This window comes from Sphingobacterium sp. HMA12 (assembly GCF_002933815.1).
Taxonomy (GTDB): domain Bacteria; phylum Bacteroidota; class Bacteroidia; order Sphingobacteriales; family Sphingobacteriaceae; genus Sphingobacterium.
This window is the reverse complement of sequence record NZ_BEYR01000002.1, coordinates 560,587-585,785: the sequence shown is the minus strand read 5'-3', so window position 1 is coordinate 585,785 and position 25,199 is coordinate 560,587. Positions and strand designations below refer to the sequence as shown.

Annotated in this window: 15 protein-coding genes; 1 reads left to right on the top strand and 14 read right to left on the bottom strand. The window is 45.3% G+C overall.

Annotation, left to right across the window (positions count from 1 at the left end; genetic code table 11):
- Window position 1: 1 nt before the first annotated feature.
- Entirely contained in the window at window positions 2–1,153 is a 1,152-nt protein-coding gene (locus HMAT_RS15950; protein WP_104383829.1) for a CaiB/BaiF CoA-transferase family protein, read from the bottom strand.
- Window positions 1,146–2,309, bottom strand: coding sequence for an ABC transporter substrate-binding protein (locus HMAT_RS15945; RefSeq protein ID WP_104383828.1), 1,164 nt, complete (start codon window positions 2,307–2,309; stop codon window positions 1,146–1,148). Before HMAT_RS15945 ends, HMAT_RS15950 begins: the two co-directional genes overlap by 8 nt.
- A 384-nt stretch (window positions 2,310–2,693) precedes the next feature.
- On the opposite strand from HMAT_RS15945, the gene HMAT_RS15940 reads away from it, so the two are divergent.
- Window positions 2,694–3,470 carry an IclR family transcriptional regulator gene (locus tag HMAT_RS15940; RefSeq protein ID WP_104383827.1) on the top strand — a complete coding sequence of 259 codons (777 nt, stop codon included), beginning with the start codon at window positions 2,694–2,696 and terminating at the stop codon, window positions 3,468–3,470.
- Window positions 3,471–3,476: 6 nt separating this feature from the next.
- On the opposite strand, the gene HMAT_RS15935 is transcribed toward HMAT_RS15940, so the two are convergent.
- The 12 genes from HMAT_RS15935 to HMAT_RS15880 form a co-directional block, all read right to left on the bottom strand.
- Complete coding sequence (locus HMAT_RS15935) at window positions 3,477–5,057, bottom strand: sodium/solute symporter (RefSeq protein WP_104383826.1); 1,581 nt, start codon at window positions 5,055–5,057, stop codon at window positions 3,477–3,479.
- Complete coding sequence (locus HMAT_RS15930) at window positions 5,054–6,148, bottom strand: Gfo/Idh/MocA family protein (RefSeq protein ID WP_104383825.1); 1,095 nt, start codon at window positions 6,146–6,148, stop codon at window positions 5,054–5,056. Before HMAT_RS15930 ends, HMAT_RS15935 begins: the two co-directional genes overlap by 4 nt.
- A 1-nt stretch (window position 6,149) precedes the next feature.
- On the bottom strand, window positions 6,150–8,657 hold the full coding sequence (locus HMAT_RS15925) for an L-rhamnose mutarotase (protein ID WP_104383824.1): 2,508 nt from the start codon (window positions 8,655–8,657) through the stop codon (window positions 6,150–6,152).
- Between the two features lie 141 nt (window positions 8,658–8,798).
- Window positions 8,799–10,577: a RagB/SusD family nutrient uptake outer membrane protein gene (locus tag HMAT_RS15920; protein ID WP_104383823.1), complete on the bottom strand. Its 1,779-nt coding sequence runs from the start codon at window positions 10,575–10,577 to the stop codon at window positions 8,799–8,801.
- A 12-nt stretch (window positions 10,578–10,589) separates the two neighbouring features.
- Complete coding sequence (locus tag HMAT_RS15915; protein WP_233789374.1) at window positions 10,590–13,706, bottom strand: TonB-dependent receptor; 3,117 nt, start codon at window positions 13,704–13,706, stop codon at window positions 10,590–10,592.
- Between the two features lie 88 nt (window positions 13,707–13,794).
- Window positions 13,795–16,263: a glycoside hydrolase family 2 TIM barrel-domain containing protein gene (locus HMAT_RS15910; RefSeq protein WP_104383822.1), complete on the bottom strand. Its 2,469-nt coding sequence runs from the start codon at window positions 16,261–16,263 to the stop codon at window positions 13,795–13,797.
- A 63-nt stretch (window positions 16,264–16,326) separates the two neighbouring features.
- On the bottom strand, window positions 16,327–17,427 hold the full coding sequence (locus HMAT_RS15905) for a glycosylase (protein WP_104383821.1): 1,101 nt from the start codon (window positions 17,425–17,427) through the stop codon (window positions 16,327–16,329).
- 96 nt (window positions 17,428–17,523) lie between these two features.
- Window positions 17,524–20,289 (bottom strand): family 78 glycoside hydrolase catalytic domain, encoded by a 2,766-nt coding sequence (locus HMAT_RS15900; protein ID WP_104383820.1) that lies wholly within the window; start codon window positions 20,287–20,289, stop codon window positions 17,524–17,526.
- Between the two features lie 9 nt (window positions 20,290–20,298).
- The gene (locus HMAT_RS15895) at window positions 20,299–21,759 is read right to left on the bottom strand and encodes a glycoside hydrolase family 28 protein (RefSeq protein ID WP_104383819.1); all 1,461 of its coding nucleotides are present in this window, start codon (window positions 21,757–21,759) and stop codon (window positions 20,299–20,301) included.
- Entirely contained in the window at window positions 21,756–22,637 is an 882-nt protein-coding gene (locus HMAT_RS15890) for a sugar phosphate isomerase/epimerase (RefSeq protein ID WP_104383818.1), read from the bottom strand. The genes HMAT_RS15895 and HMAT_RS15890 overlap by 4 nt, the downstream gene beginning before the upstream one ends.
- A complete protein-coding gene (locus tag HMAT_RS15885; RefSeq protein WP_158655902.1) occupies window positions 22,634–24,046 on the bottom strand; it encodes an acetylxylan esterase in 1,413 nt (470 codons plus the stop codon). The genes HMAT_RS15890 and HMAT_RS15885 overlap by 4 nt, the downstream gene beginning before the upstream one ends.
- The gene (locus HMAT_RS15880) at window positions 24,027–25,175 is read right to left on the bottom strand and encodes an exo-alpha-sialidase (RefSeq protein WP_104383817.1); all 1,149 of its coding nucleotides are present in this window, start codon (window positions 25,173–25,175) and stop codon (window positions 24,027–24,029) included. The genes HMAT_RS15885 and HMAT_RS15880 overlap by 20 nt, the downstream gene beginning before the upstream one ends.
- Window positions 25,176–25,199: the final 24 nt, after the last annotated feature.

Below are 25,199 nucleotides of genomic sequence, written 5' to 3'. Positions count from 1 at the left end.
ATTAATTTTCTAAATAATCGTGAACAATTGATGCCGTATGCTGGCCCACTTTTGGTGCAGGTTTATCCGCATATAAACGCTTTCCATCGATCTGGTACACGCTACGGGTGGTGGTCAGTGCGGTGCCATCTTGTAAGGTGACTTCCTGCAGCATTCCTGCCTCCTTAAAACCCTGCTCCTCAAAAAAACGATGATAATCGTTGACTGCACCACACCAGATCCCTTCGGATTCCAAACGGGATATCCACTCGCACGTTGTCTTTTGACACAATACCGCAGCAAATTCTTGAAGTATTTCATCACGCCGTGAAAACCAGGTTGCAGCGTCTTGATAGGACTGTCCAGACAAGCCTATGGTTTTTGCAATATGCTCTACATTGCCCATGGCCAAGGCTAGATAACCATCAAGAGTTTTGTAGAGTCCATAAGGCGCACTTAAATAAGCATGGCCAGCTCCTCTAACCGTCGACCGCTGAGGCAGCTTGCGACCATCGTTGACATGTGTGGTCAGCATTTCAAACTGCATATCTAACACAGATTCAAGCAAACTTACTTCAACAAGAGCTCCCTGTTGGGTACGGGCACGTTTCAACAATGCCGCCAATATACCTTGTGTCAGATGTGTGGCACAGTACATATCCACCACGGCCAATCCAAAAGGAACCGGCCCATCCTGCGCACAGCCCGATAACCAGGAAAGTCCCGACAGCGATTGCACGAGTAAATCCTGCCCTGGCTTTTTAGCCCATGGCCCTTCATTGCCGTAGCCAGTTACCGTGGCATAGATCATTTTTGGGTTAATTTTCTGCACGCTCTCATAATCCAAACCGATCTTTTCCATTACACCGGGGCGGAAGTTATGTGTCATCACATCTGCCTGGCGGATTAATTTTTTAATATTTTCCAGATCATTTTCATCTTTCAAATTGGCTGCATACGATTCTTTATTTCTGTTGATGGTATGAAAGACCAGGCTACTCTCATCTACAAAAATATTTTTAATCGCAATCTGCCGCCCCCCTTCACCAGCCCCCGGACGTTCAATTTTGACGACTCGTGCACCGAGATCCGCCAAACGCAGGCCTGCAGTTGGTCCAGCCATAAACTGTGAAAACTCGAGGACCAAAAGTCCTTCCAGTGGTTTATTATCCATGATCTTCTTTATCCACTAATGATTCCCGATACATCGCATTCATCTTGTCCAAAAGTGCCTTTTCGTCGCCTCCATCCCTTAGATAATCAACCACGATATCACCAGCATGATCCTGAAAATAAAGATGGCCATCATAACGCGGACGCAAATAAGCCCGATCTAATGCGGGTAGTGTATTGCTGAAATAGTTGGCCGTAGCGGCATTTACTTGCTCATTTTTCCAGGCACGTAAATGTCCAGGCTGGCCGCCATTTTCCACATATAGCGTTTCCTGAACTTCCGGTGTCGCGACAAATCGTGCATAATCCATGGCCACATCAATATGCTTGCCCTGTGAGGATACTGCCAGCCCCGCTCCACCAAGTGTACTGATCATAGGCGTACCATTTAATGACACTAAATCATGAAAATGCAACACCTTACGTGCGTAACCTGCCCGAGCGTAATTCGAATAACCATAGGCAAATGGACAGTAAGCAATTTCATCACGCTGAGTCATTTCTTCAAACACCTTAAATGGATTTTTATTATAAAACCCGGCATCCAGTTCATCCGCAAGTGATTTGAATAATTTTAAGACCTTTATTCCAACTGCGTCGCTGATTACTTTTTCGTTACCTTGGCAAGGTCCTTCACCCAAAGAACAACAAAGACCGTAAAAGTGCATCAAGGAATCAATCGGTAACAGCGAAAATCCGACTTTTCCAGTTTTTGCTAGCGCTAAAACATCTTCAAATGTACGTGGAAGTGCCACTTGCAAGGCCTGTAAAAGATCCGGACGACTTGCAGCCACCGGTGTTGCAGCATCCGTAGCCAATGCCCATTGCTTTCCAAGAAAGTTATAGCTTTCATGGGATTTCCCAACACTATTAGCACGCTGATCGGCCAGAAAATCTGCGGATAGGTAATCATCAAATGCAGCGAGCATCCCCTTCGCGGCAGCATGTCCCGTCCATGGATGGTCAATGACCAATAGATCGTATTCCTTTGCCAAATCTGTCACTGACTTATCAGCAAATTCCTGTAAAGTCCGTTTTGTCCAAACAATTTCAACATCTGGACATAATTCTTCATAACGCTGCGCAGTCGCGACCATTGGCACAAAGCCTCTGGTATGCCCCCAGGTAATCCCTTTTAACTGGATTTTCTCTGTCATTGTGTATTCATTTATTAATTTATGTTGTCTTGTCGAAAAACAGAACAAATGTATCTATCATCTTATTATCAAGGTCTATTTACCTATACCGCCTTTAAAACGGCAAAATATAGCATTGGAGCCACGGCTATTTTATCCTATTTCGTTTCGCTATTCAGGCTTGATAATATAGCCTAAGCGGAACAGTCCTGTATTTAATTATTGATATTATTGTTTATAATCTTTTCCCTTCTAATGCTTTTTCCCAAAGGAAAAGCGGTTTATAATATTCAAATATAAATACAATATTTGAATATAAAAATTTAACATGCTTTTTTGAGAAGCTAAAAACTCATAAATACTTTTTCTATCTTTAGCCCGATCATTTGTAAGAAAAAACATATTATGATAGCAAATAGCTCCGATAAATATAAAGCACCAGCGCTCGAAAAAGGATTGCAGATTCTTGAATTTCTGGCCTTACAACCAACAGCACAATCCCAATCCGAGATCGCCTTGGGCTTGCACCGAAGTCCCAATGAAATCTATCGCATGCTTGCATCACTGGAATCCAACGGGTACATTCATCGTGATCCAATTTCATCTAAATATTCGCTTTCACTGAAGCTATACTATCTTTCGCACCGGCATTCCTTTGTAGAGAAACTACGGGCAACTTCATTACTACCGATGCAGGATACGTCCAACGAAATCAAAGACCCCTGTCACCTCTGTGTTATTTACGACAATCAGGTAATGGTCATCGCTTACGCCAGAGGTTCCTCGCCCATCAGCATCATGATTGAGGAAGGCAACCTCTACAACACGTCCCAGACCGCGTCTGGTAAGCTCCTTTTAAGTTTTTCCGAGGCTAAAAAAAGAAAGACCATTTTAGAAGCCGATCCCTATTACCGCAGTTTGAAGAAAGCAGAACGTCTGCAATTTGATAGCGACCTAGCCGATATCAAACGCAAAGGTTTTTATGAGATGCCCAGCGCATACGCGGAAGGCATCATCGATATTTCTGTTCCCATCGGAACCAGCGAAACAGGCATCATCGCCTGCCTCACGGTTTCAAAGCTCGTTCGACGTCAAATTGGGCAGAATATGCCCACCGAAACTATTGTTGAAAGTTTAAAAAAATGCAGATCACAAATTGAATCCAATCTAGGATTAACTTGACAGAGGCTATTTAAAATAAATATATAATAATAGCATAACCACAAATAACATTGCCCAGGCAGTCTTGACGCGGCCACTTGGTTTCTCCACAGTGATATCGTACATATCCCTATGTTCCATTTCATAAACCGACTTGGGTACCCAGTATGCTAGGCCTATTCCAATAATAAGTAGCAGCATAAATAGACTAAAGGATAGCATCAGATAGTGCGGCCAAAAGGCATAAACATCTTTTGGGAAAATCCAGAGATAACATACACCTGTCCCCAGGCTCAGTACCGCACCAAAAGTCAAAATCGTATTGATTGCTGCTCGATTGGTTCTTTTCCACAACACGGCCATTAGAAAAGCAACAGCTAAAGGTGGCGCAATAAATCCGAGAATAGACTGAAATACATCGAAAAGATTGAGCCCTTTAATTTGATCAATCGCCAGGGCGACGAAAACTGAAGCTAGACAGCCGATGATGACCGTATAACGTCCTATCTGGGTGATTTGCTTATTGGTTGCATCTGGCCGAATATGCTTGAGATATATGTCCATGGTGAAAACAGTACTCAAAGAATTAAGCGACGAACCAATGGTGCCCACCAATACAGCAATTAACACCACGATTACCAATCCATTCAGGCCTGTAGGAAACAGGTTGGTCACCATCGTCATATAAGCAAGTGATGGGTCTTTAAGTCCCGGAAATAAAACCGAACAGATGATACCGGTGAGGATAAACAGCGGCAAGGAAAGTATCTTGAGCCAAGCGATAAAGTTAATTCCCAGTTGCCCCTGTTCGAGATTCTTTGCACCCAAAACTGATTGTACCATGGCTTGATCCGTACAGAAAAAAGCGATCGCTGCCACCGGATAGCCTAAAGCAATGGCATACCAGGGATAATCTGGATCACTTGCCGGTCTGATCAACGACCAATAATTGTCGGGAGTCTGTTGCATTAAAGAACTTATACCACCGATTTTGGAAAGTCCCAGGAAAGTGAGAAAGGCCGACACGGCGATCAGCAAGATCATCTGAAAGATATTGATTTTAGCAACGGTCCTTAATCCACCTGTATAAGCAAACAGTCCGGCCAGGGCAACCAATACAGTAACGGATTGCCACATCGGTATTCCCAAAATCTGGCGTACCAAAAATCCACCAGCAAATAGTCCGAGTGAAAGCCAGGAAATCAGCATTTTCACCAAAGAGTACCAAGCCAGGATAGTCTGTGTATTTGGTCCAAACCGCTTGCCCATAAATTCGGGCAGCGTGCGTACCCCGGTGGCAATATAGCGTGGTGCAAATACCAACGCCAATAGGAATAGGTAGATAAAGGCATACCAGTCAAAATTGACCGCCACGATGCCCGTTGTATACCCCACCGTCGCAAAAGCCAGCAACATGGATGGCCCGACATTGGTCGCCCACATATTGAATCCAATGCTATACCAGCTTAAGGACTTACCGGCCAGGAAGTGCTCTGCCCCTTCTGCTTTTTTACGGGATGACAAGAGCCCGATCGCCAATAATACCAACAGATAGACCACGACAATGCAGTAGTCATAAATGGTTAATTTAGCTAAGATACTGTTCATCGTCCCAAGCTCAAATCGACACCATACCTCTCCAGTAGCGCTTTCGGCTGTACAGGTTTTCCGGTTGTCAATGATTCATCCATGGCTTGCAATAAGGCTATCGTACCTATACCCTCTTTCATATCTGGGAAGGCTTCCTCTCCAGTACGGATGGCCTTGGCAAAGTGCTCCAGGTAATTTTGATATTCACCTGCATGATGGCTTTTTCCTTCGAAACGGAAGTAATGCTTTAGTTTATGCTCCCATGTCAGCATACGTTCTTCACCTGTTTTATCGGTAATCGCATAACGGAGGTCCATATAGTCGGCCTGGCTCGCTCCTTCGGTGCCCCGAAGAATACAGCTCATCTCGCTATCTCGTGTGACGGGTTGTACAGGGCCGGTATAAGCCCCACTTACACGAGCTATACGCCCATCTTCGGCCTTGAAAATAAAGTGCATGGTATCTGCATTTTGAAGACCGCCTTTTTTACCATTGGCACTCAACATACCATAGCCCATCACCTCTTCAATATTGGGGAGGTACCAGCGGATAAAATCAACCGGATGGCTCAGACCGCCATAAAGCCATTTGAAAGAAGACTGTAAAGACCAAGGCTTCTCCAGAAACCAGCGGTGATCAGCATGATAATACCCTTCGATCGTAATTAAATCCCCGATCAGTCCGGCTTCAAAATCTGCCCGCTGTTTCTTCACCGGTTCAAAAAAACGGGAGCTCTGTCCGACAAATACACGTTTGTTTTTTTGTGCCGCTAGTTCCAACAAATCGTTGGCATCGGCCAGGTTGTCAATAAATGGTTTGGTGCAGATCACATGCTTATCGTGTGCCAGCGCCAGCCGTATATGCTGTGCGTGAAGATGATCGGGCGTATAAATGGCAATGGCTTCAATACTTTTGTCATTGAGCATCACCTGATAGTCATTGGTATACGTATGAAAATCAAATTCTTTCATACGCTTGCGCCCAAGTTCTTCATTCAGGTCACAGATTTTGACCAATTCGATATATGGGCTTTGCAATGCTGCGGACATGGTGCTACGGCCCTCACCTAATCCTAAAATTCCTAATTTTAAGTGCTGTATATTTTCCATTCTACTGTTTATAAAAAATCCATGTTTCATCTTTTTCGGTTCCGGGAATGCCTTCCTGATAGGATCCCATGAGTTTGTTCCACTCTATAACCCGTGGATTACCCTTCGTTGTCAGCTGATCGATTGTTTTAAAATCCTGACCTTTTGGAAAAGAAATATATAACATAAGCTGGCGTCCATTGCGATAGACGAGTACTTCGTCAAATCCTGCTTTACAGAAACCTGCCGCAACCTCGGGCCATTCTTTAAATTGTGTTTTATGCGCGTTGTAATAGGCCTCCTGCTTGGACTTATCGTCTACCAGCTGCGCGGTGAGCAGCACAAAATCGGTATCTTTCACTTTTCCGCCACAGCTGCTGCGATCGAATGTGTAAAAAAGGTCATTAAACAACTTATGGGGAATTGCCGGATAATTGGCTATCCAGGCACTCGATATTTTCTTTCCGATCTCATCATCTGTCATGAGCAGGATATAATCCTTCCAGCGATATACCTGACTGCTATCAGCGCCTTGTCGAGCAAAAAAATCTTTTATTTCAGCCATTTCAAGCTGCATTTTCACATTGTGGATCTGGAAAAACACAGGCTTTGTAAATGGCACATAACTGTTGATCCTGTCCGTTGCTACCCATGGCTTTTTTGCTTTCAACAGCTCCAGGTACCTGGATTGGATACCGGCTTGCTGGGGCACTTCAGCAGCGGCGTCAGGCCCATTGTCATGCCATTCCACGCCTGGACCATTCGCATTTTTCAGGATCTTGTTCGTAGGAAACCAATTGTTGCTGACATTCATATAGGCCGAACCTTCATCGGTGTAGAGATAAAACCAATGATCCGGAATATGGGCATAAGGTGACATATAGATGCTATCGATATAATTTTCCTGAATTTTTGTTCCGGGTTGCGCCGATAAGGTGTAGATACCAGCTACATCATACATGTATTTGCCATAACGTGTGATCTTATTTTTGAAAACACGATTATTACGCATAGCATTGACTGTAGGTGTCCAGCCCCAGCCCAGGCTGATACCTGTATACGGAAGATCCAGCAGTTCGTTGTGCAGAATGGATACATTGCGGACAAATCCGGCGCCAATCCCCACTGTTCCCCAATCTTCATTCCCAATATCCTGGATTAGATTGTTACTGACCACAACACCGTCTGTCAAGATCCGCCCGTCGCTGGGCTGAAAAGGCAAATGTGCTTCAACCTGCTCATCTGAAAACTGACCAAGCAGTACGCCCGATCCGCCGATATCCTGAAATAGATTTCCAATTAGACTATCCTTCAGGTTGCCCTGCCGATAATCAATGCCGGTGGCTGCCAAATGGGAAAACCGACAAGCTGAAATACGGGTAAAGGCTGTGTGGCTAAGTGTAATTGCCGCCTGTGGGCGGCCCAACCAGGCCTGATTTTCCAGTCCCGCTTTGTCCCGGGTACCTGGTTTGGCCAGTTTATACGCATCCAAAAAATACATTCCCGCCTGCAAGGCGACATGTCCGTAATTGTGTGGTCTTAACCAGGAACTGTGCTGAAATTGCAGTCCCTCGATATATACATGACGTACAGGTACTTCTAAAGTCCCCTGCATGGTCAGAATTGTTTCCAAATAAGGAGCTATGACCTGTAACTGCTCCAAATTTTCGTCCGGTCTTTTGTAATAATAGACTTTATGGCTTTCTTCATCCAAAAACCATTCTCCCGGCTGATCCAAAAATTCAAGTGCGTTGACCAGGCGAAATGCCGAGTTGCCATGTTCCTTCGACAACCAGGGTTTAGGCCAGGGATGCTCATTCTGGATTTTCCCTTCCGGTTCGTGAAAAAGTAAGGTGATACTATCTTTTGTGACGATCGCATCACGAATGCGGAGCTGCGCTACAGCCCACCATTGATGGATAAAAAATTCCATACCGGGTTTGTAGCTGAATGCTTTTGGCAACACATTGGGGATAATTGCCGCCTGTTTATTAAAATCCCAATTGATGATCCGGGGCAGATGGGCATCGTCATGACTTTCTGCCCGAACTGCCTTCCGGGAGCCGACCCATAATTGACGGAAAGGAAAGTATTTTCCACCGGCCTGTGGTGCATCGGCCACCATAATATGCTTGGCAATAGCAGGATCCAGTCGTTTTTCGCTTTTTGCTAGCCGCCAGTCTGTAACAGAAATCCCACCTGAAAAGACCGCGTTTCGACCTTCGGCTTTAATTCGGGTTGGGCTTTGGGCTGTACCGCTGTCCTCTGGCCGAATCAAAATGGTCTGGGCGGGTGCATAGACAGCATCCCGAACCCAGATTGTGATACCATGCTGCATTCTTGGATCCTGTAATCGCCGCCATTCTCTCGCCTCGCGTAAGGCATCTTCCAAATTCGAAAACGGCGCTTCGGAGCTGCCGTCCCGTTGCTCCTTTTTACTTTGTTTACCCACATAGATTTCTCCGCACTGGGCTGAAAATGCCCAAAGCGAAAACATTATAAAAACCGATATGAGAACGATCTGCTTCATCTGTTAATGATTTTTGTGGCATGCCTGTTTAAGTCCTGTAATAGGCTAAAACACGCACATTTTTTTGCTTAATGACCATGGAAGAGCGAGTTCACACAATAACGCGCTACCATCTGTTCATCCATCTGCTACATAGGGCTATTAATAGCCATTATTCTGGACAAATTCGCCAGGATTGCTGACAGCATCCATCTGTCCCTGCGGAATAGGTCGAAGACCATGTACGCCATCTTTAAAATACTGTCCTACATCGGGGTTGACCGCCATCAGATAAGAGCGGTTCAATTTGCCCATTCTTTTCAGGTCATACCAACGTGTATACTCACCACATAATTCACGGGCGCGCTCATCGAGTATAAACTGGGCCGTAAAATCTGCAGCTGTAATCTGTCTGGCCCCGACACGGTCGCGTAATACATTGATGTAATTGACGGCTGTGGCATTGGCGCCGTTCAAATGAAAGGAAGCTTCAGCAGCAATCAGGTATACCTCTCCCAGACGCATGACAGTAGCATAGGCGTCGCTGGTAAAATTGTTTGCCTTCGGACTGATTAACGATCCGGAATTGAATTTCACCAGAGATGGATAAAAACCGATGAATGGATTGTCCACCTGTCCCGGCTGCTGGTTTGTCCGTGTAAATTTCATTTTGACTTTATTATCCGATCCATAGACATCTTCGAGGTCAAGCCAGATATAATGCTGTTGAAATTGGGTCTTTTTCTCTTCAGCATAGCCGGTTTCCCCACTACGGGCTATTTTAATCGCTAGACTTCCTTTGGGAAGGTTAGCCCCGACGGCGACAGCATTTTCATCACGGTCAAACTGCACAACAGCATCTCTGCTCCAGCTGTAATTGGCATTGGAGGTCCACTGTGTCTGGAATGAAACACCATAACGGGGATCTAAGGTGTTATCGCTATTTTTGAATACATCAAGCAGGTATTTGCTCGGCATAAATGTTCCGCCGGACCAACGCCCTACTTCGGTCTGAAAGCCGGCAAGCTGTATGGCGCCAAAGGTCGTCGGTGTACAGTAAAAACGCTTAAAATCATTGTTGTGATCGTATACATTGGTAGATCCATACTCCTGCGAGTAAGGAATCTGGTAAAGTGCTTCGGCGTTTTTCTTGTTATTTGCCGCATTAAAATTGTCTATAAAGGAGGCGTACAGGCGTACATTGTAGCCCGCCTGGTTATCAATCAATTTCTTTGCCGCCAGCAACGCTTCTTCCAAATATTGGTTGGTATTATATTCTTTTGTCTGCAAACAGGCCTTGGCCAATAGTCCCAATGCGGCCTTTTGGCTTGGCCGTCCAGCTTCTGTTGGCCCTACGGGCAAGTGTTCTGCGGCATACCGCAGGTCAGGCAGGATGCATTTTTCATAAATTTCCAGCACAGGTGTACGTATGGCGGCCGTATTGGCTGAAGCTGTTTCCGTGAGGTTAAGCGGACAAGGGCCAAATTGTTCCACCAGATGGAAATAATACAATCCTCTTAAAAAGTAAGCTTCGGAAACTTTCTCTAGTTTTTCCTGTTCACTGGAGAAATCTTTGACCTGATCCACCCTGCCGATGACGATATTACAGTAATTGATGGCATCATAAGCACCATTCCAGTAGTCTTTGGCCATGTCGATGGACATGGAGCCACCGGAAGCATATTTTAAATAATTTTGGTTGTTATTCGAATTGAGATCAGCCGTCCATAAATCAGTCCCCCCCTCGGTAACGAGCAAGAAGTTCCGGCCGTAGAAGTAACGTGGCAGATCAAAGTAACAGCTATTGATCAGTTTGTCGAAACCGGCCTTGTTTTCCGCCACTTTATCCACGGTGACCCCGGAGGGATTATATTCATCAAGGGAGCAGGAATTCAACAGTAAGCCCGCACATAAAAGTATATTGAAGTAGTTGATTTTCATAACATATTGGCATTAAAAAGTAACATTTAACCCGACCACAAACTGTTTAGTCAACGGAAAATTATCCGACCCATTGGATTCGGGATCCTGGTACTTTAACAGCTTACTTTTTGTAAAGATGAACGGATTGTTAGCGGTTGCATAAAAACGGAAACGTTCCATGGAAAGGCGCTTGATCAATGTCTTTGGCAAGCTATATCCCAGGGTGATATTGCGAATCTTGAAATAGGATCCATCCACATATTTCAACGCATCGAACCCGATATAGCCACTGGTCGAGGAATGCAATCCTGGTCTTGGCAAATAAGCGCCAGGATTTTCCGGTGTCCAGTAATCTATATCATCGGGACTATTTCCCACGCCTGTTGTCGGATCATATCGTGTGATCAAGTTGCTGGACAGCATTTGCCCCCATCTTGCGGTTAGAAATACCGAAAGGTCCCAGTTATGGTATTTAAAATTATTCTGAAATCCACCGGTCCATCTCGGGACCGCTGATCCGAGAATGCGTTTATCGTTGGCACCATAGGCATGTGTACCATCTTCATTGACCGTACCATCGGTGGCTAACTTGATATCACCGGGCCTGGCATTGAATAAAGCTGCCTGCTCTGCTTCACTTTCCTGCCAAATGCCGAGGTATTGATAATCAAAGAATGTTTTGATCGGCTGATTTAGAAAAAGGCTATTTGAAATCAGGTCTTTTCCTCCCGGGAGTGAGGTCACACGTTCTTTATTCGCCGCAAAAGTCAATGTTGAATTCCAGGTAAACCCTTCCCCCTGAATATTTTTTGTATTTAAGGCCAGTTCAAATCCTTTGTTGTTCGTCGCACCAATATTCTGCCACATCTTGAAGGGGGCACCCCAAGAGCCGCCTAACGAAGCTGGCATATCCCGTAGAAAGAGCAGATCTTTTGTTTCCGTATTGTACCAATCAATGGTCAGATTGACTCTTTGGTTCAAGAATTGCGCATCGAGACCAATATTGGTTGTATAGGATTTTTCCCAACCCAGGTCTTTATTAGCCAGTTGTTGATTCAGAATAAAAGCCGGACCAAGCGTACTTTCACCAAAGCCTACCGGCTTAGGTGCATTATAGCCCCCTGCTTGGGTACCGTAGGCACCCACACCACCGGAATTGCCGGTGATACCATAACCGGCACGCAGCTTTAACTCCGATATTTTGTTTTTCAATGGTGCAAAGAACTGCTCGTCACTCAGGCGCCAAGCAAAAGCTCCTGCTGGAAACACATCCCATTTGTTGCCTGCCGAGAGTCGGGAAACACCGTCCCAACGGCTTGACAAGGACAACAGGTATCGTCCTTGATAATTATAGTTTACACGGCCCACATAAGACATCGACTGTGACCCAATATAAGAAGAACGGATTACGGAAGTTGTGGCCGCACTCAGGTTGTGGAAAGAATAGGAATCCAGGTCAAATCCCGACCCGCCGGCATAGGCTTGCTCCGCTTGGTTTTTCGACCAGGATGTTACTCCCGTCACTGCAAAATGATGATCTTCCTGTAGGTTAAATTCGTAGTTCAGGATATTTTCCCAACGGTAGTTATAATTTCTGTCATTGATAATGACGGCGGCAGGTAATTTGAAGCCCGCCTCTGGATTGGCAATTGACTGCATCCCAAAATATCTTCCTGTGCGTTGGGAGCCAATCGTCGCACCAAAAATTGAACGAAAGGAAAGTCCTTTGACCGGCGTAAAATCGAGATAGGCATTCCCCGCAAAATAATTGCTCAGGATATTGTTTTTATACTGATCCTTGATCTGATCGGACAAGGGATTGGTGACCCCATCCACGGGGATATGATTGATATTGCCATCAGCATCAAACGCGTCTCCGAGGGGCAAAAAGGTCAGGCTGTTGCCGAATACATTCTGTGCGGCCTGATTATTATCCTTATACGTGTACTGTAGATTCGTACCTACTTTAAACAGGTCAGAGAGTTTATGATCTATATTTGCCCTTACAGCGTATTTTTTACTATTATCATTTTTTATCAGCCCTTCTTCATCGTTATAGTTGAGGGATAAAAAAGCTTTTGTTTTTTCATTCCCGCCATTCACTGAAAAGCTATAGTTCTGCTGGATTCCGTCTTTTAAGACCAAGTCCATCCAGTCTACCCATTTACCATTTTCAAAAGCCTCCAGCTGTGCGGGATTCTTAAAAATATTATTGGCAAATTCCGGATAGTTACCATGCTCACCCCGGTACGCTTCCCTTTTCAGTTTCATATAATCATCTCCCACCAATCCATGGGGGTATTTGGGAAATCCATTATATCCAAAATAGGAATCAAAATTCACGATTGCTTTACCGGCTTTTCCCTGTTTTGTCGTAATGATAATTACACCATTTGAACCTGCAGAGCCATAGATTGCCGTAGATGAGGCATCTTTGAGGATGTCTATGGATTCGATATCGCTTGGATTTAAACTGGTAAAATCACCTGGAATACCGTCAATAATATAGAGCGGATTATTATCACCATTGATGGATCTGTTACCCCGTAGGCTCGCAGTGACATTGGCACCTGCACGTCCGGATGATTTGCTGATATCCAGACCGGAGACTTTTCCCTGAAGCGCGTCCATGACATTGGCCGTAGGCGTCATCATAATCTCTTCTGATTTGACCGAAGCTACCGCTCCTGTCAGGTCCCGACGTTTGGCCGTACCGTAACCGATGACCACGACTTCGTCCAATGCCTGATCATTTTTCTTAAGCACCACATTGACACTATTTCCAGCTTTTATGGTCAGCACATTTTCAGCGTAACCCACTGAAGTAATTTTGATGGAGCCACTTTCACCTGACAGCCTCAGGATAAATTCTCCCGAAGCATTGGACGAAGTGGTCTGCGTCGAATTAACAAGCGCCACGGTAGCGCCCACAATTGGATTTCCCTGCTCATCCGTAACTTTACCTTTTATTTCTTTTACCTGATTGACCGTGACTTTATGAAGCATAGCGGCATTTGACGCAGCAGTGGAGAACAGCGGGGTTCCCAGTATAAAACTGCTGCAAAAGAGCATTAACATCGGATACTTTGAACCGGAAGCAGCTGCCCCCAATGTCATTTTCCCGAGATTAATCTTGTTTGTATTCATATTGAGTTTTTAGATTTATTGCGTAATGTGGTTATTTTTCTATTTGTTTAGATCCAGCTGTCCCTTTATCATGAATGAATAGCTGGACTTAGATCGATATTTGTTGGTCACCTAAAGCCGATCGGATGATTACAGTACAGGGGGTGTCGCCCATTTTTTGAATCATTCCCAATGCTTTTCCCTTAAATGTTTTTCTTTTGGGCTGATGTAAGCCCCTTTGATCGGCCTGAAATCCGTTATCGGTTCCGAGCACTTTCGCATTTCCCTTTACAATAAACTCAATTTCCTGATCATTGTGCAACACGGACTGTCCTGCTTGGTCTACCAATGCTGCGGTCACAAAATAAAGATCCCGGGATTCTCCAGTGGCATACTTTTCATGTTCCACAGAAACTTTTACTGCATGTGCTCCTGTGGCTGTACGGACACTCGCTTCCTGAACAATTTTACCGGCCCGCTTTTTAACCACCTTCAGTTCGCCTTTTTCAAAAGGCACCTTCCAGACCGCATGCAAGCAGTCTGCTGTCTTTGCTGAGGTCCCCAGACTTTTGCCATTGAGAAACAGTTCCACCGCATCGGCCTTGTTATAATAGGCCCACACATCCACACTATCGCCGGTTTTCCAATTCCAATGCGGTAAAAGATGTAGGACATCCTTGTCTGTCCATTCAGACTGATACATATAGTACACGTCTTTGGGAATACCGGCAAGATCGACAATGCCATAGTAAGAGCTCCTTGCGGGATAAGGATAAGGCACTGGTTCGCCTAGATAATCGAAGCCGGTCCAGACAAAAGTTCCGGCCAGGAAAGGGCGTTTCTTGACCGCCAACCAGGCTTGTTCATGGCTTGTTCCCCAATAGGCAGCAACATTATCATAAGCCGATACCGTAAAATCGGGATTACCATTGACGACATATTTGTCCTTCGATGAAGCAGGCCACAGCTGAATCGTATCTTGCAATTTGTCATATACGGCTCTGGTCTGTAAGGCAGAAACAGTTTCTGATGCCAACAGGGGTATATTTTTAAATTCTACAGGTAATTTATCATAATCTTCATGTTTGTAATTGAAGCCCAGCACATCTAAAGCCTCTGCCTGTGCGATAAAGTTTTTCGCATAATTATTTTCTGTCAGGGCAGCAGTAACGGGACGCGTCGGATCCAGGGATTTGACCAATTTGACCATTTCTTGTGTCAAGGCGATACCCGTGGAATCAAATTGTTCCCGGATTTCATTTCCGATGCTCCACAGGATAACCGAAGCATGATTGCGATCTCTGCGTACAAATGACTCAATATCCTTTAAGTGCTCCGTAGGAAAGTCAATGTGGTAGTCGAACTTATTTTTTCGCTTTTTCCACATGTCAAACGCTTCGTTATAGACCAGAATCCCCATTTCGTCGCAGAGATCGAGTAGTTCTTCGGCCGGAGGATTGTGCGCAGTACGAATGGCATTTGCACCCATTTCTTTCATCATCACAAGCTGCCTTTTTGCAGCGGACTTATTGAAAGCCGCCCCTAAAATGCCTAAATCATGATGCATGCAGACTCCATAAATCTTCAAAGCCTCGCCGTTTAAGTAAAAACCTGTTTTTGCATCAAACCGAAATGTCCGGAATCCTATTCTCTTTTCGATTTGATCTTCGACTGTATTATTTTTATTTAAAAGAGCGAGTTGCACACGATATAAATTTGGCGATTCTGGATCCCACAACTGTGGTTTTTCCACTTGAAGGGATGCATCAATACGTCCATCTTTCTCGACCCCTGTTTTTTTCAATAGTAAATTGCCTTTGGGGTCCCATACCGTAACTTGATATTTCTTCCCTGCAACTCCATTAGATCGCGCCGACTTATTCAATTTAGAAAGTACTTTCAACTCCCCCAATTCACCATGTGTCTCGGGCGTAGTGATAAAAGTCTCTTGTTCATCGAGCTGTACTGCACCCGTCTTGATTAGATAAACATCGCGGTAGATTCCGGAACCTGAATACCACCTGGAGTTTGGCTGTTTGCTATTGTCCACACGGACAGCAATCCGATTGGACTGATTTCCAAACTTAAGGTGCGGCGTAAGATCCAGTGTAAAGGAAAGGTAACCATTGGGCTTTTTTCCCAAATAAACCCCATTGATCCAAATTTCCGCGTAGCGATATATTCCACCAAAGTAGAGTTGTATGCTTTTACCCTGATCTGCTGCCGGCAATTTAAATTCCTTACTGTACCAGCCAATTCCGCCGGGCAATGCTCCACCTGCATTTCCTGCAGGATAAGCAGCAGCAAAATCAGCTTTAATACTCCAGTCATGAGGGATTTCGACCGATTCCCAGGTCTGCGGATTGATATCCTGCAAGCGATAGCCCAACTGATCCTGCAATGTAAAATGCCAGCTGTCATTAAAGCGGATTTTAGCACGTCCCTGTCCAGATACAAGTTGAAGCTGCAGTAAAAAGAGCATGGAAATAAAATAATGTAACTTCATGTTTAAATGGTGATTTATAAGCACTGCTTTCATTGCCGTCAATGATCCCTTTGTGCCTGTTTCTTTATTCATTAATCAATATTGAGGCATGCATACTGCCTTCGGTTCAAAAACTCGGTTGGAATAGCCCACTACTTAAAAATGTATTTTACTCCGCCCCAGATCTTTCGAAGTTGCCAGGGCTATGCCACGGTTACCTTTGCTATCCACGGCACAATAAAAATGATATACGGTACCCTCCGTTTTCAGCACAAAAGACTTATGCGCATATTGCTGATCAAAACTTTCACTTGATTCGATCAGGCTGGGACCTTCCCAATCTGTCCAATGAATCAGATCCTTGGAGGCTGCAAAGCGGTTAAATGCGCCCTTGCGATCCTTCCAAAATGCACCGAAATAGAACATTACCCAGGTGTCATGCATACGTTGGATAATGGGGTCGCCCGTGATACCCACAGGATGATGAACCACTGGATCTTTCTGAAAACGCTTCCAGGTTTTCATATCGTCAGATACGGCCATACCAATGCGTTCATACCAGCGAGTCGCCTTGTTGTTCGCCAAAGAATCGCCTACAGCATTGTAATACATCACAAAACGATGTCCTGTATTTTTATCAGGATCCTCAATGACGTAGCTTTTAAATAACTTATGGCGGTTTTCCCACCAAGAAACATCGGGATCAGTACTACTCAAAACAGGATTGGGCAGCTGCTGCCACTGGACGGGTTTGATGGGCTTTTGATTGGTATAAGCCATCCCAATCGACAAAGGTTCGGGCTCATAACCTGCAGTAGAACCACCGAAATAAGACATCCAATATTTCCCACCATAGGTATTGAGTTTATATTTTCCGCCCCATTTTGTATCTACTAAGGCATTGTAGCCTGCCCGTTGCTTGGCATCCCAGCTGCCATCGGGTGCCACAGAGAGCTGTTTCCCCAGGGTCTCCCAGTTCAGGAGATCCGAGCTCTTCGCCAGCCAGGTCTCATAACCACTTCCATCAAACACAATATAGGTCATATACCAATATTTTCCGGCTTTGTATAGCGTCGGACAGTCCATCAGCTCACCTGTATGCTGCGGAACCAACACGAGCCCATACTTGTAAGGTGTTTTTACTTCTTCATAAATTTTTGTCATTTCCGCAGTGGAAATTCGTTGGGTTTGTGCCCAAGATGTCCAGCCTGGCAATGCAAAAGACAGCAATAGTAGTATTCTTTTCAGTCGTCTCATCTGTAATCGTTATTCTTTCATTGTTGCTTTCAAGTCTCCATGTGACAGCAAGACCATCGTCCATGCTACTTTTAACGACAGGGAGCTTGCTTGTTTTTACTTTGTGATGGTATATTTTCCGGACCCCAATTTCAGCTCCACCTGCTCCTTGGTGGACAGCACGAGATCGGGATCCAGCTGTTTTCCATTGACCAGATAGCTTCCTTTGGGCAAGACCAAGGTACATTGGCTATTAACAGGGATCTCCAACTTGTACACTTCCGCTTGTTCCCGGTTAAAATAGATCTTCCCATAAGGGCTTCTAAAACTAATTTCGCAATCGTTCAGCAGGTCCAGCATTTTGGGCTCGATCCGAAAATGTTTAAATGCGGTAGAGCCAGCAACTTGCTGTATCCCACCCAGCCCGGTATGAAACCACTCCATCAGGTGTCCGAGCATAAAATGATTATTGGAGACATTCGGGAGCCCCGCCCAGGACTCGGTCAGTGCCGTGGCACCTTTCCGCAGCTGATAACCATACCCGGGCCTGTCATCACGGTGATGCATGGCATAGATCAGATCATCACGGTTGTTGGCCTGCAACACCTGTAAAAGGTAACGATGACCGATATCTCCGGCTGTCAACGCCGTATCGTTTTGACAGACCGTCTTTGTTAATCTGTCAAAGACCGCCTGTTCGGCCTCCGGGGGTACTAACCCAACGTAGAGCGGCATGGCCAACGCCGTCTGACTACCGGAGCCATAGCTATGCTCCTGAGATCGATAAAATTGCTGGTTGAACGTATTGAATACAGCCTGCTGTAACGTCTCAAACTTTTTGGCATCTTCTTTTTTTCCAAGCAGTATAGCAATTTCTTTCATCAATTTGAGGTCATAGTAATAGATTGCTGTAGCCGTGATTCCCGGGGTAGTCAGCTGGGAAACACCCGGACGCTCAGGTCCCAAATCATACCAGTCACCCAAGCCCTGTGTCAAAATATGGTCCTTCGCCTTTGTGCCCAAATAATCGATATAATGGGTCATCATGGCATAATTATCGGTAAGAAAAGCGTTGTTTCCATACCAACAATAGGCGTACCAGGCTAAGATAATTGAGCTGCTTCCCCACTCGGGCGAATCCCTGAACATATCGCCCCCCCAGTCAAACTGCACATATTCGGGCGCTATTTCAGGAACTAGACCATCCTTTGTCTGAGATTGCCGCATATCCCGTAGCGCCTTGGCAAACAGGCGTTCAGCATCAAAGTTAAATTGTACCGACGGCCCCATTAAATGTAGCTGCTCCAGCCAGCCCAATTTTTCGCGGTGCGGACAATCGGTAAAGACACTGACCATATTACTCTTGATAGCCCAATTGATCAATTCATGGATCTGATTAAATAGTGTGTCGGAGCTTTGAAAGCTTCCCACCTGCGCTGTACTATTCCGGATATGGGCTAACTGTATTGCATCCATCCGAACCGCTTTACTACCGGCAGGATGTAACTGAACTTCGGCATAACGAAATCCATAATACGTAAAACGTGGCTGCCAGAACACAGTCCCATCTTTTGCAAAAATATATTGATAATAATAGGGGCTTCCTGAATGCTTTTGACTAGGGCGCCCATCCGCAGTCAGCAATTCCGCCGGATACACCCGCACGGTATCACCAACTTGTCCAGTCATTTTCAAAGTGACAATGCCCGATGCATTCTGTCCAAAATCATAGGTGATCCGTTTCCCGCCATCAGCTTGTTGCAATCCAACAGGTGCGAAGCGCTGCATAATTTTTACCGGATCGATATCCTGTGCCCGTAGATTTGGTCCATCCGTAATGAGCGCTTGCTGCCAGTTCCGGTCATCGTAAGCAGGAGCTGACCAATCATCAGGCAAAATTCGTGCATCGTAATCCTCGCCCCCATACATGCTGGAAAAAGTAATCGGCGACCGGTGTGTTTTCCAGCCGGCATCACTAACGATGATTTCTTGCGTCCCGTCCGTGTAGGTATTGACGATCTTAAGTTTGAGCTTTGGCAGGCCAAAAGCAACTTTATGTTTTTGAAATCGGCCTTTAATTGGTGGAATATAATAAAACCCGTTTCCTAATAGGGCAGCAATCGTATTCTTTCCCTGTTGCCAGGCTTGTGTAAGATCGTAAACTACATAATAGGCTTCTTTATCATATTTCGTCCAGCCCGGCTGTAATACCGCATCATCTACCCGCTTGCCGTTCAATAGCAACTCGTAATGTCCCAGGCCTGCCACATAAGCGATTGACGAACTGATCTTCTTTTTCAGCTGAACCGATTTCCGGAAAACCGGAAGGTCATAACTTTTATCCAGGCGGAGCTTGCTGGAACTTAGCGGTAGAGGATTGATTAACGAATCCGGTAATATATCTTTAGCAATCCATCGGGCATTCCCCCAATCCTTCGCGTTCAACAATCCCGTATGAAATCGTTGTACCGTGCTTGTGGCTGTCTCCTTTTTATTATCACGAACGTGTATCCTGATGTAATAACTTGTACCTGTAGCTAAAGGGTTTCCTTGGTATAACAAATTTAGGGATTGCTCCGTGGTGACCCATTGGGAATCCCAAAGCAGATCCGGTTTCGCAAAACGAGCACTTTTACTGACCTCGATACGATAAGCCTGCTGTTGCACAGCATATTTATCGCTGTGCAATTGCCAGCTAAAGGAAGGTTTTAAGGTATTTATGCCCAATGGGTTTTCGCGTCCTTCTATCAAAATACGCGTTACTGATAGCTTGGCCATACCAGCCATGGGCATAGCAAGCAATAACAGGAAAATACTTCCTAAAACGAATCCTTGTTTTCCGATATTCTTCATTATTTTTCTTTTCTCCCTAGCTGTATCCATTTTCAACTATTAAGGTGCTTCAGTCATAACACGAACATGATCCTGTATCAACTCCGAAACATTGGTTGTTGAGATACTGGTATCCTTACACACAAAAACACTGTTTTTAATCCTGATATTTTTAGCGTCTTTAATCGACAAATACCGATCCCCTCGTCCAAATACGCGCTCAATGCGTACATTTTCTAAGACAGATTCAGGTATACCTTCTATTTTAATACAATCCTTAGCCGCATCGATATAGACATCCTTTATTTTGATATCTGAGAAATGTGGTGTCAGGGGGTTCTTCTGTACTTCGAAATCACGGCTGGCCTGATTTCCCACATGTTGGGCCTGTCCCAACATATCCCAGCGTAATGCGGACTCGACCTCTTGCATTCGAATACGTTCAAAGCGAATGGAAGATCCACCTCCACCCCGTGGTCTTCTGGTCTTAAAACGGATACCGACGTTGGTTTTACCGAACACACAATCATGTACGTATACATTTTTGGCCATGCCCGCAGTTTCGCTACCGATCGTAAATCCACCATGACCTTTTTCCGAAAAACAATAGCGAACTACAATATCTTCCGAAGGTCGATTCACCCGCAGTCCATCATACCCACGACCCGCTTTTACAGCAATACAGTCGTCTCCAGTATTTAAGGTACAGTACTCTACAAGCACACGCCTAGACGATTCAATATCGATCCCATCCCCACGTGGTATACCCATTGACTGTATACGTACCCCACGGATCACGACATCCTCACAATAGGTGGGCACGATATTCCAAAAAGCCGTACGCGCCAGCGATACACCTTCAATCCAGACTTTTTTGCAGTTAATAGGCGCAATGAGGGCAGGTGGAAAGATGAAATCTACGGTCTTTCCATCGTAGATCCGCTGTTCGACAGGCCGCTTACTGTCGACAATATTTTCAATCACGTCATGCGTCATGGTTTTATTCCGGACGCTGCCTTCACCGGGCCCAATAATTCTACCTGATCCCGTGATGGCAATATTTTCTGCCCCATTAGCATAAATACAGGCCCCCAAGCTATATAATTCTACCCCTTCGTTCCGTGTAAACACTACAGGTAGAAAATCTTCTATTTCATTCTTAAATTCCAATACCGACCCCTTGTCCAGTTTCAGATTAATATGGGACTTTAGCGCAATCCGTCCTGTATGGTGATGTCCTTTCAGTACTAACGTCCCACCTCCCTGCGCAGCAAGCTGATCGAGCTTACCCTGAATACTTTCAGTAGGCCATACGGTATCGTGTCGTATGGGAAATGTTGGCCGTTGGACATCCCATGTCGTAAAAGGGGATTGCACCTTCTTGGGTGCTCTAGGCATCTGTCCCGCTCCTACCTGATCAGCACGCAACAGGGTCTTATCCAGCTTTTCAACCGGAATACTTCGACATCCCTGCATTCCTAGTATGACTACCACAAGCGATATTATCCAGTTTAATTTCATTGAAACACCTGTTTTACGTAACGTGTATTTGCACCAAAATTTTCTTTGACAGCACGTGGTGATAGATTAGCGTCACGGGATCGCTCGATCACGAGCCAACCGCGCCAGCCCATACGGTCCAAGGTCCGTTTTACCAAAGGCATATTCAGTCGTTTGTTATTTTCGAGCCATACACCATCTTCATCCGTACAGTGAATCTGACAGATCCGCTTCTTTCCTAAAATAGTCAGCTCCTGAATCAGATCACGCCCTTCTTTCAACGGATTGGAAAAATTAAAATAGATCTGGATATGTTTGGACCCAATTTCCTTTAAAAGATCAACCTCAGCCTTTGCATCCAATGTGGTCTCAATCCCGATCACCACACCAGCCTTTTTTGCCATCTCACCTACTATTCGAAGACGCTCCACGATAGCAGGTCGCAGTTCAGGATATTTAGCCAAGTCGCACGTCACGCCTAAAGGCAAAAAAGCCACTTTAACCCCCATTTTCTGACAAGTGTCCAAACAATCCCCTACCATCTGCCGATAAGTCGGCCGCGTAGCAAAAGACTGTGCATAAAAGCCGGTCATGGCCAACGAACAGATCGTTATTCCGGTTTCCTTTGCTTTGTCAAGAAAGGCCTTGCATTGCGCAGGATCACCCAACTTACTGTCAAAAGTAATCCGGTTGCCCAATCCGCCCATATCTACCTCCAACCCGTCCGCTCCTATTTCTTTTGCCAGGTCAAATGCACTTAGCTTTTGCCGCTTTAAGATCATCAGATCAATTACGGCGACATTATAACGCCGCTTAGGTGCAGCAAAGACAGCAGGAGGCAGGGCCGCTATAGCAATTAAGGCCAAGGTATCGCGTATAAATTTTTTTCGGTTCATCATAGTTCAATCTGATATGATTTTAACAATGCTTTCAATTGTTCCATCCCACGAATCGCGTTCTTTGGTAAGTTTTCCCCCTTCTTTCCAAAACTGTATAATAACTCCTCTGGCTCGATCTGAATTCCGGTCTCCGCGATGATATCGGCAGCGTTAGCCTGATCTAAATGAAAATGATCCAGCAAGAATGTGTAGAGTGCCTGCCGCTTGTTATAGCCAAAATCATGACCTTCATCGGGGAAATGTGCGTGCTGCACTTGATCTTGCTGGCCATAATAACCGTAGATTTGTTGCAGGTATGGAAAATCGTTGATAGCAGTCTCCTTCGTCCAATCTTGTCCATCGGAAATGATCAGTTGTGGTTTGGGCGCAGCCATCGCAGCCAGTTCGACATTATTGGTCCCGCCACAGACAAAATGCACGGGTAGTCCACTTTCACAGGGGCAGCCACCAAAGAAATAGGAAGACATCGCCACGACGGGAGCGACCAACGTAAAGCGATCGTCTAAGGCTGCCATTAAAATACTGTGGCTCCCCCCTCCCGATCCGCCACTGATGCCTATCCTGCTTTGATCGATCTGTGGCAAGCTCATGGCATAATCTAGGATGCGCGCTGCACCCCAGGTCTGCATCAACATAGCTTCGCTGCTGCGATGATCTGAACCAGCGAACTGCAATAAAGACTCTCCCCAGGCAAATAGATCATAGCTTATCGCCATACAGCCCAGTCGGGCTAAGGTGATCAATCTCTTCTGCGCATCCGAACGGTACCGTTGCTGTGGCCAATGCCCATCAGGAGAGAGCACCACAGGGATATTTTTCTTCTGTTTGAGCGGCGAATAGATACTGCCATTGACATAGACACCCGGTATAATTTCTAATGCAAAGTTCTGAACTTGGTAGTCCGCATAGCGGCGGGCCTTGCCCAAGCGGATCGGTTGATCCGGTATACTTTTCAGCTTATCCCAGTACATCGCTTGTCTTACCGCAGCACGCAATTGATCTTTTCTCTTTTCCCAACTAGCCTGATCTGTATATTTTTTGGACAGTAAGTTTAGAAAATCCCAACCTTCCCGTGGTTTCCAGCGGTTGTATTCGTATGATTTTAATTTATAGGTATCGGGCTTGGCTTCCTCCTGCAGTTTAAAACCCAAAGGATACAGCAAATTGATTTCTGTGCCCACAAGATCTGCCCTAAACTTCCAAGGTGCATAGTCCACCATAATGTCTTTGACGTTACGTGGATCATATTTGATCTTGACCTGATACCGTTCTTGCATCATGACAAGAACTTTTTCCAGGGGTTGCTTAAATTTATGTTCGTAATTCAATAAGCTGTCCTGTCCCTTGACAACAAGCGAAACAAAAAACAGATATACTGCACAAACGAGCTTAGTCTTCTTCTTTGACATATGCATTGGGATCTGGTTTTTTATATCCTTTTTTTGTTGGCCATACGCCATTCTCAATCGGGATTAGCTTCACTTTCTTCGGATCTACGACGACATGTTTCATTTTCTTTCTACGCCAGGTATAGCCAAAATGTAATAGCCCATCTTTGGTTTGAATCACTGCGGGATAAGAATACTGGCTGATTGGCGAATCCTCAAGTATAAGTGCGGCCTGCCAGTGCTTGCCATCTTTGGAAAAAGCAACATTCAATGGGGTGCGCGCCCCCTTGGCTAGATTACCTTCTGGAAGTACGTGATTGTAAACCAATACATGCCGTCCGTCTTTTAACGTTACGGCATCTGTACCTGAATTATTGTTCGGAAGATCGGTCTTCTCCAATGGGGTCCAATGCTCACCCCAGTCCTTTGACCAGGATGTCACGACCGCACGGTTACGCGTACGCGCCAATATTTGCAACTGACCATTTCCGTGGTCTAGTATGCTCGGTTGTATGGCATCCAGGTTATCTGCACCACGGGCAATCGGGCCTATTTTACGCCAGGTCTTACCAAAATCTGAGCTGGCCTCAAAATGTATGTTCCAGCCATTTCCTTCCGTACTGGAAGGGCTCAGCAAGGTGCCATTTTGCAACAGAACAGGCTTATTTTTCACCGGTCCAATAAAGCCCTCAGGCAACTTTTCGGCAGCAGACCAGGTCTTACCGCCATCTTTGGAGCGTTTGAGCATGCCCCACCATTCCGATGGTTTAGGCCCAATTTTATAGAATAACAAGAGATCTCCGTTAGGTATTTGATATAAAACTGGGTTCCAGGTCGGCAAGCGCTTGCCATCCGGTTGTACACCATCCGCTGCCGACACTGGCGCTAACCAGTTGCCGTTTTCAAATCTACTCACATAGATCTCCACATCGGGATGACGTTCTTTCGTTCCACCAAAAAAGGCATAAACCAGACCTTGATCGGTCTCTGCCATGGTAGCGGAATGACAGGAAGGGAAAGATGCCGTATCATAAATAAACTCATCTTTTATGACCCCTTTTTGCCATTCTTTTAATGTCGGATTTTGTCCGTAAGAACTCAAGGAGCATAAAAACAATAGGGCTGTTGCCAATTTGATCTTTATCTTCATCTGTTTATCGATATTTTATACGTA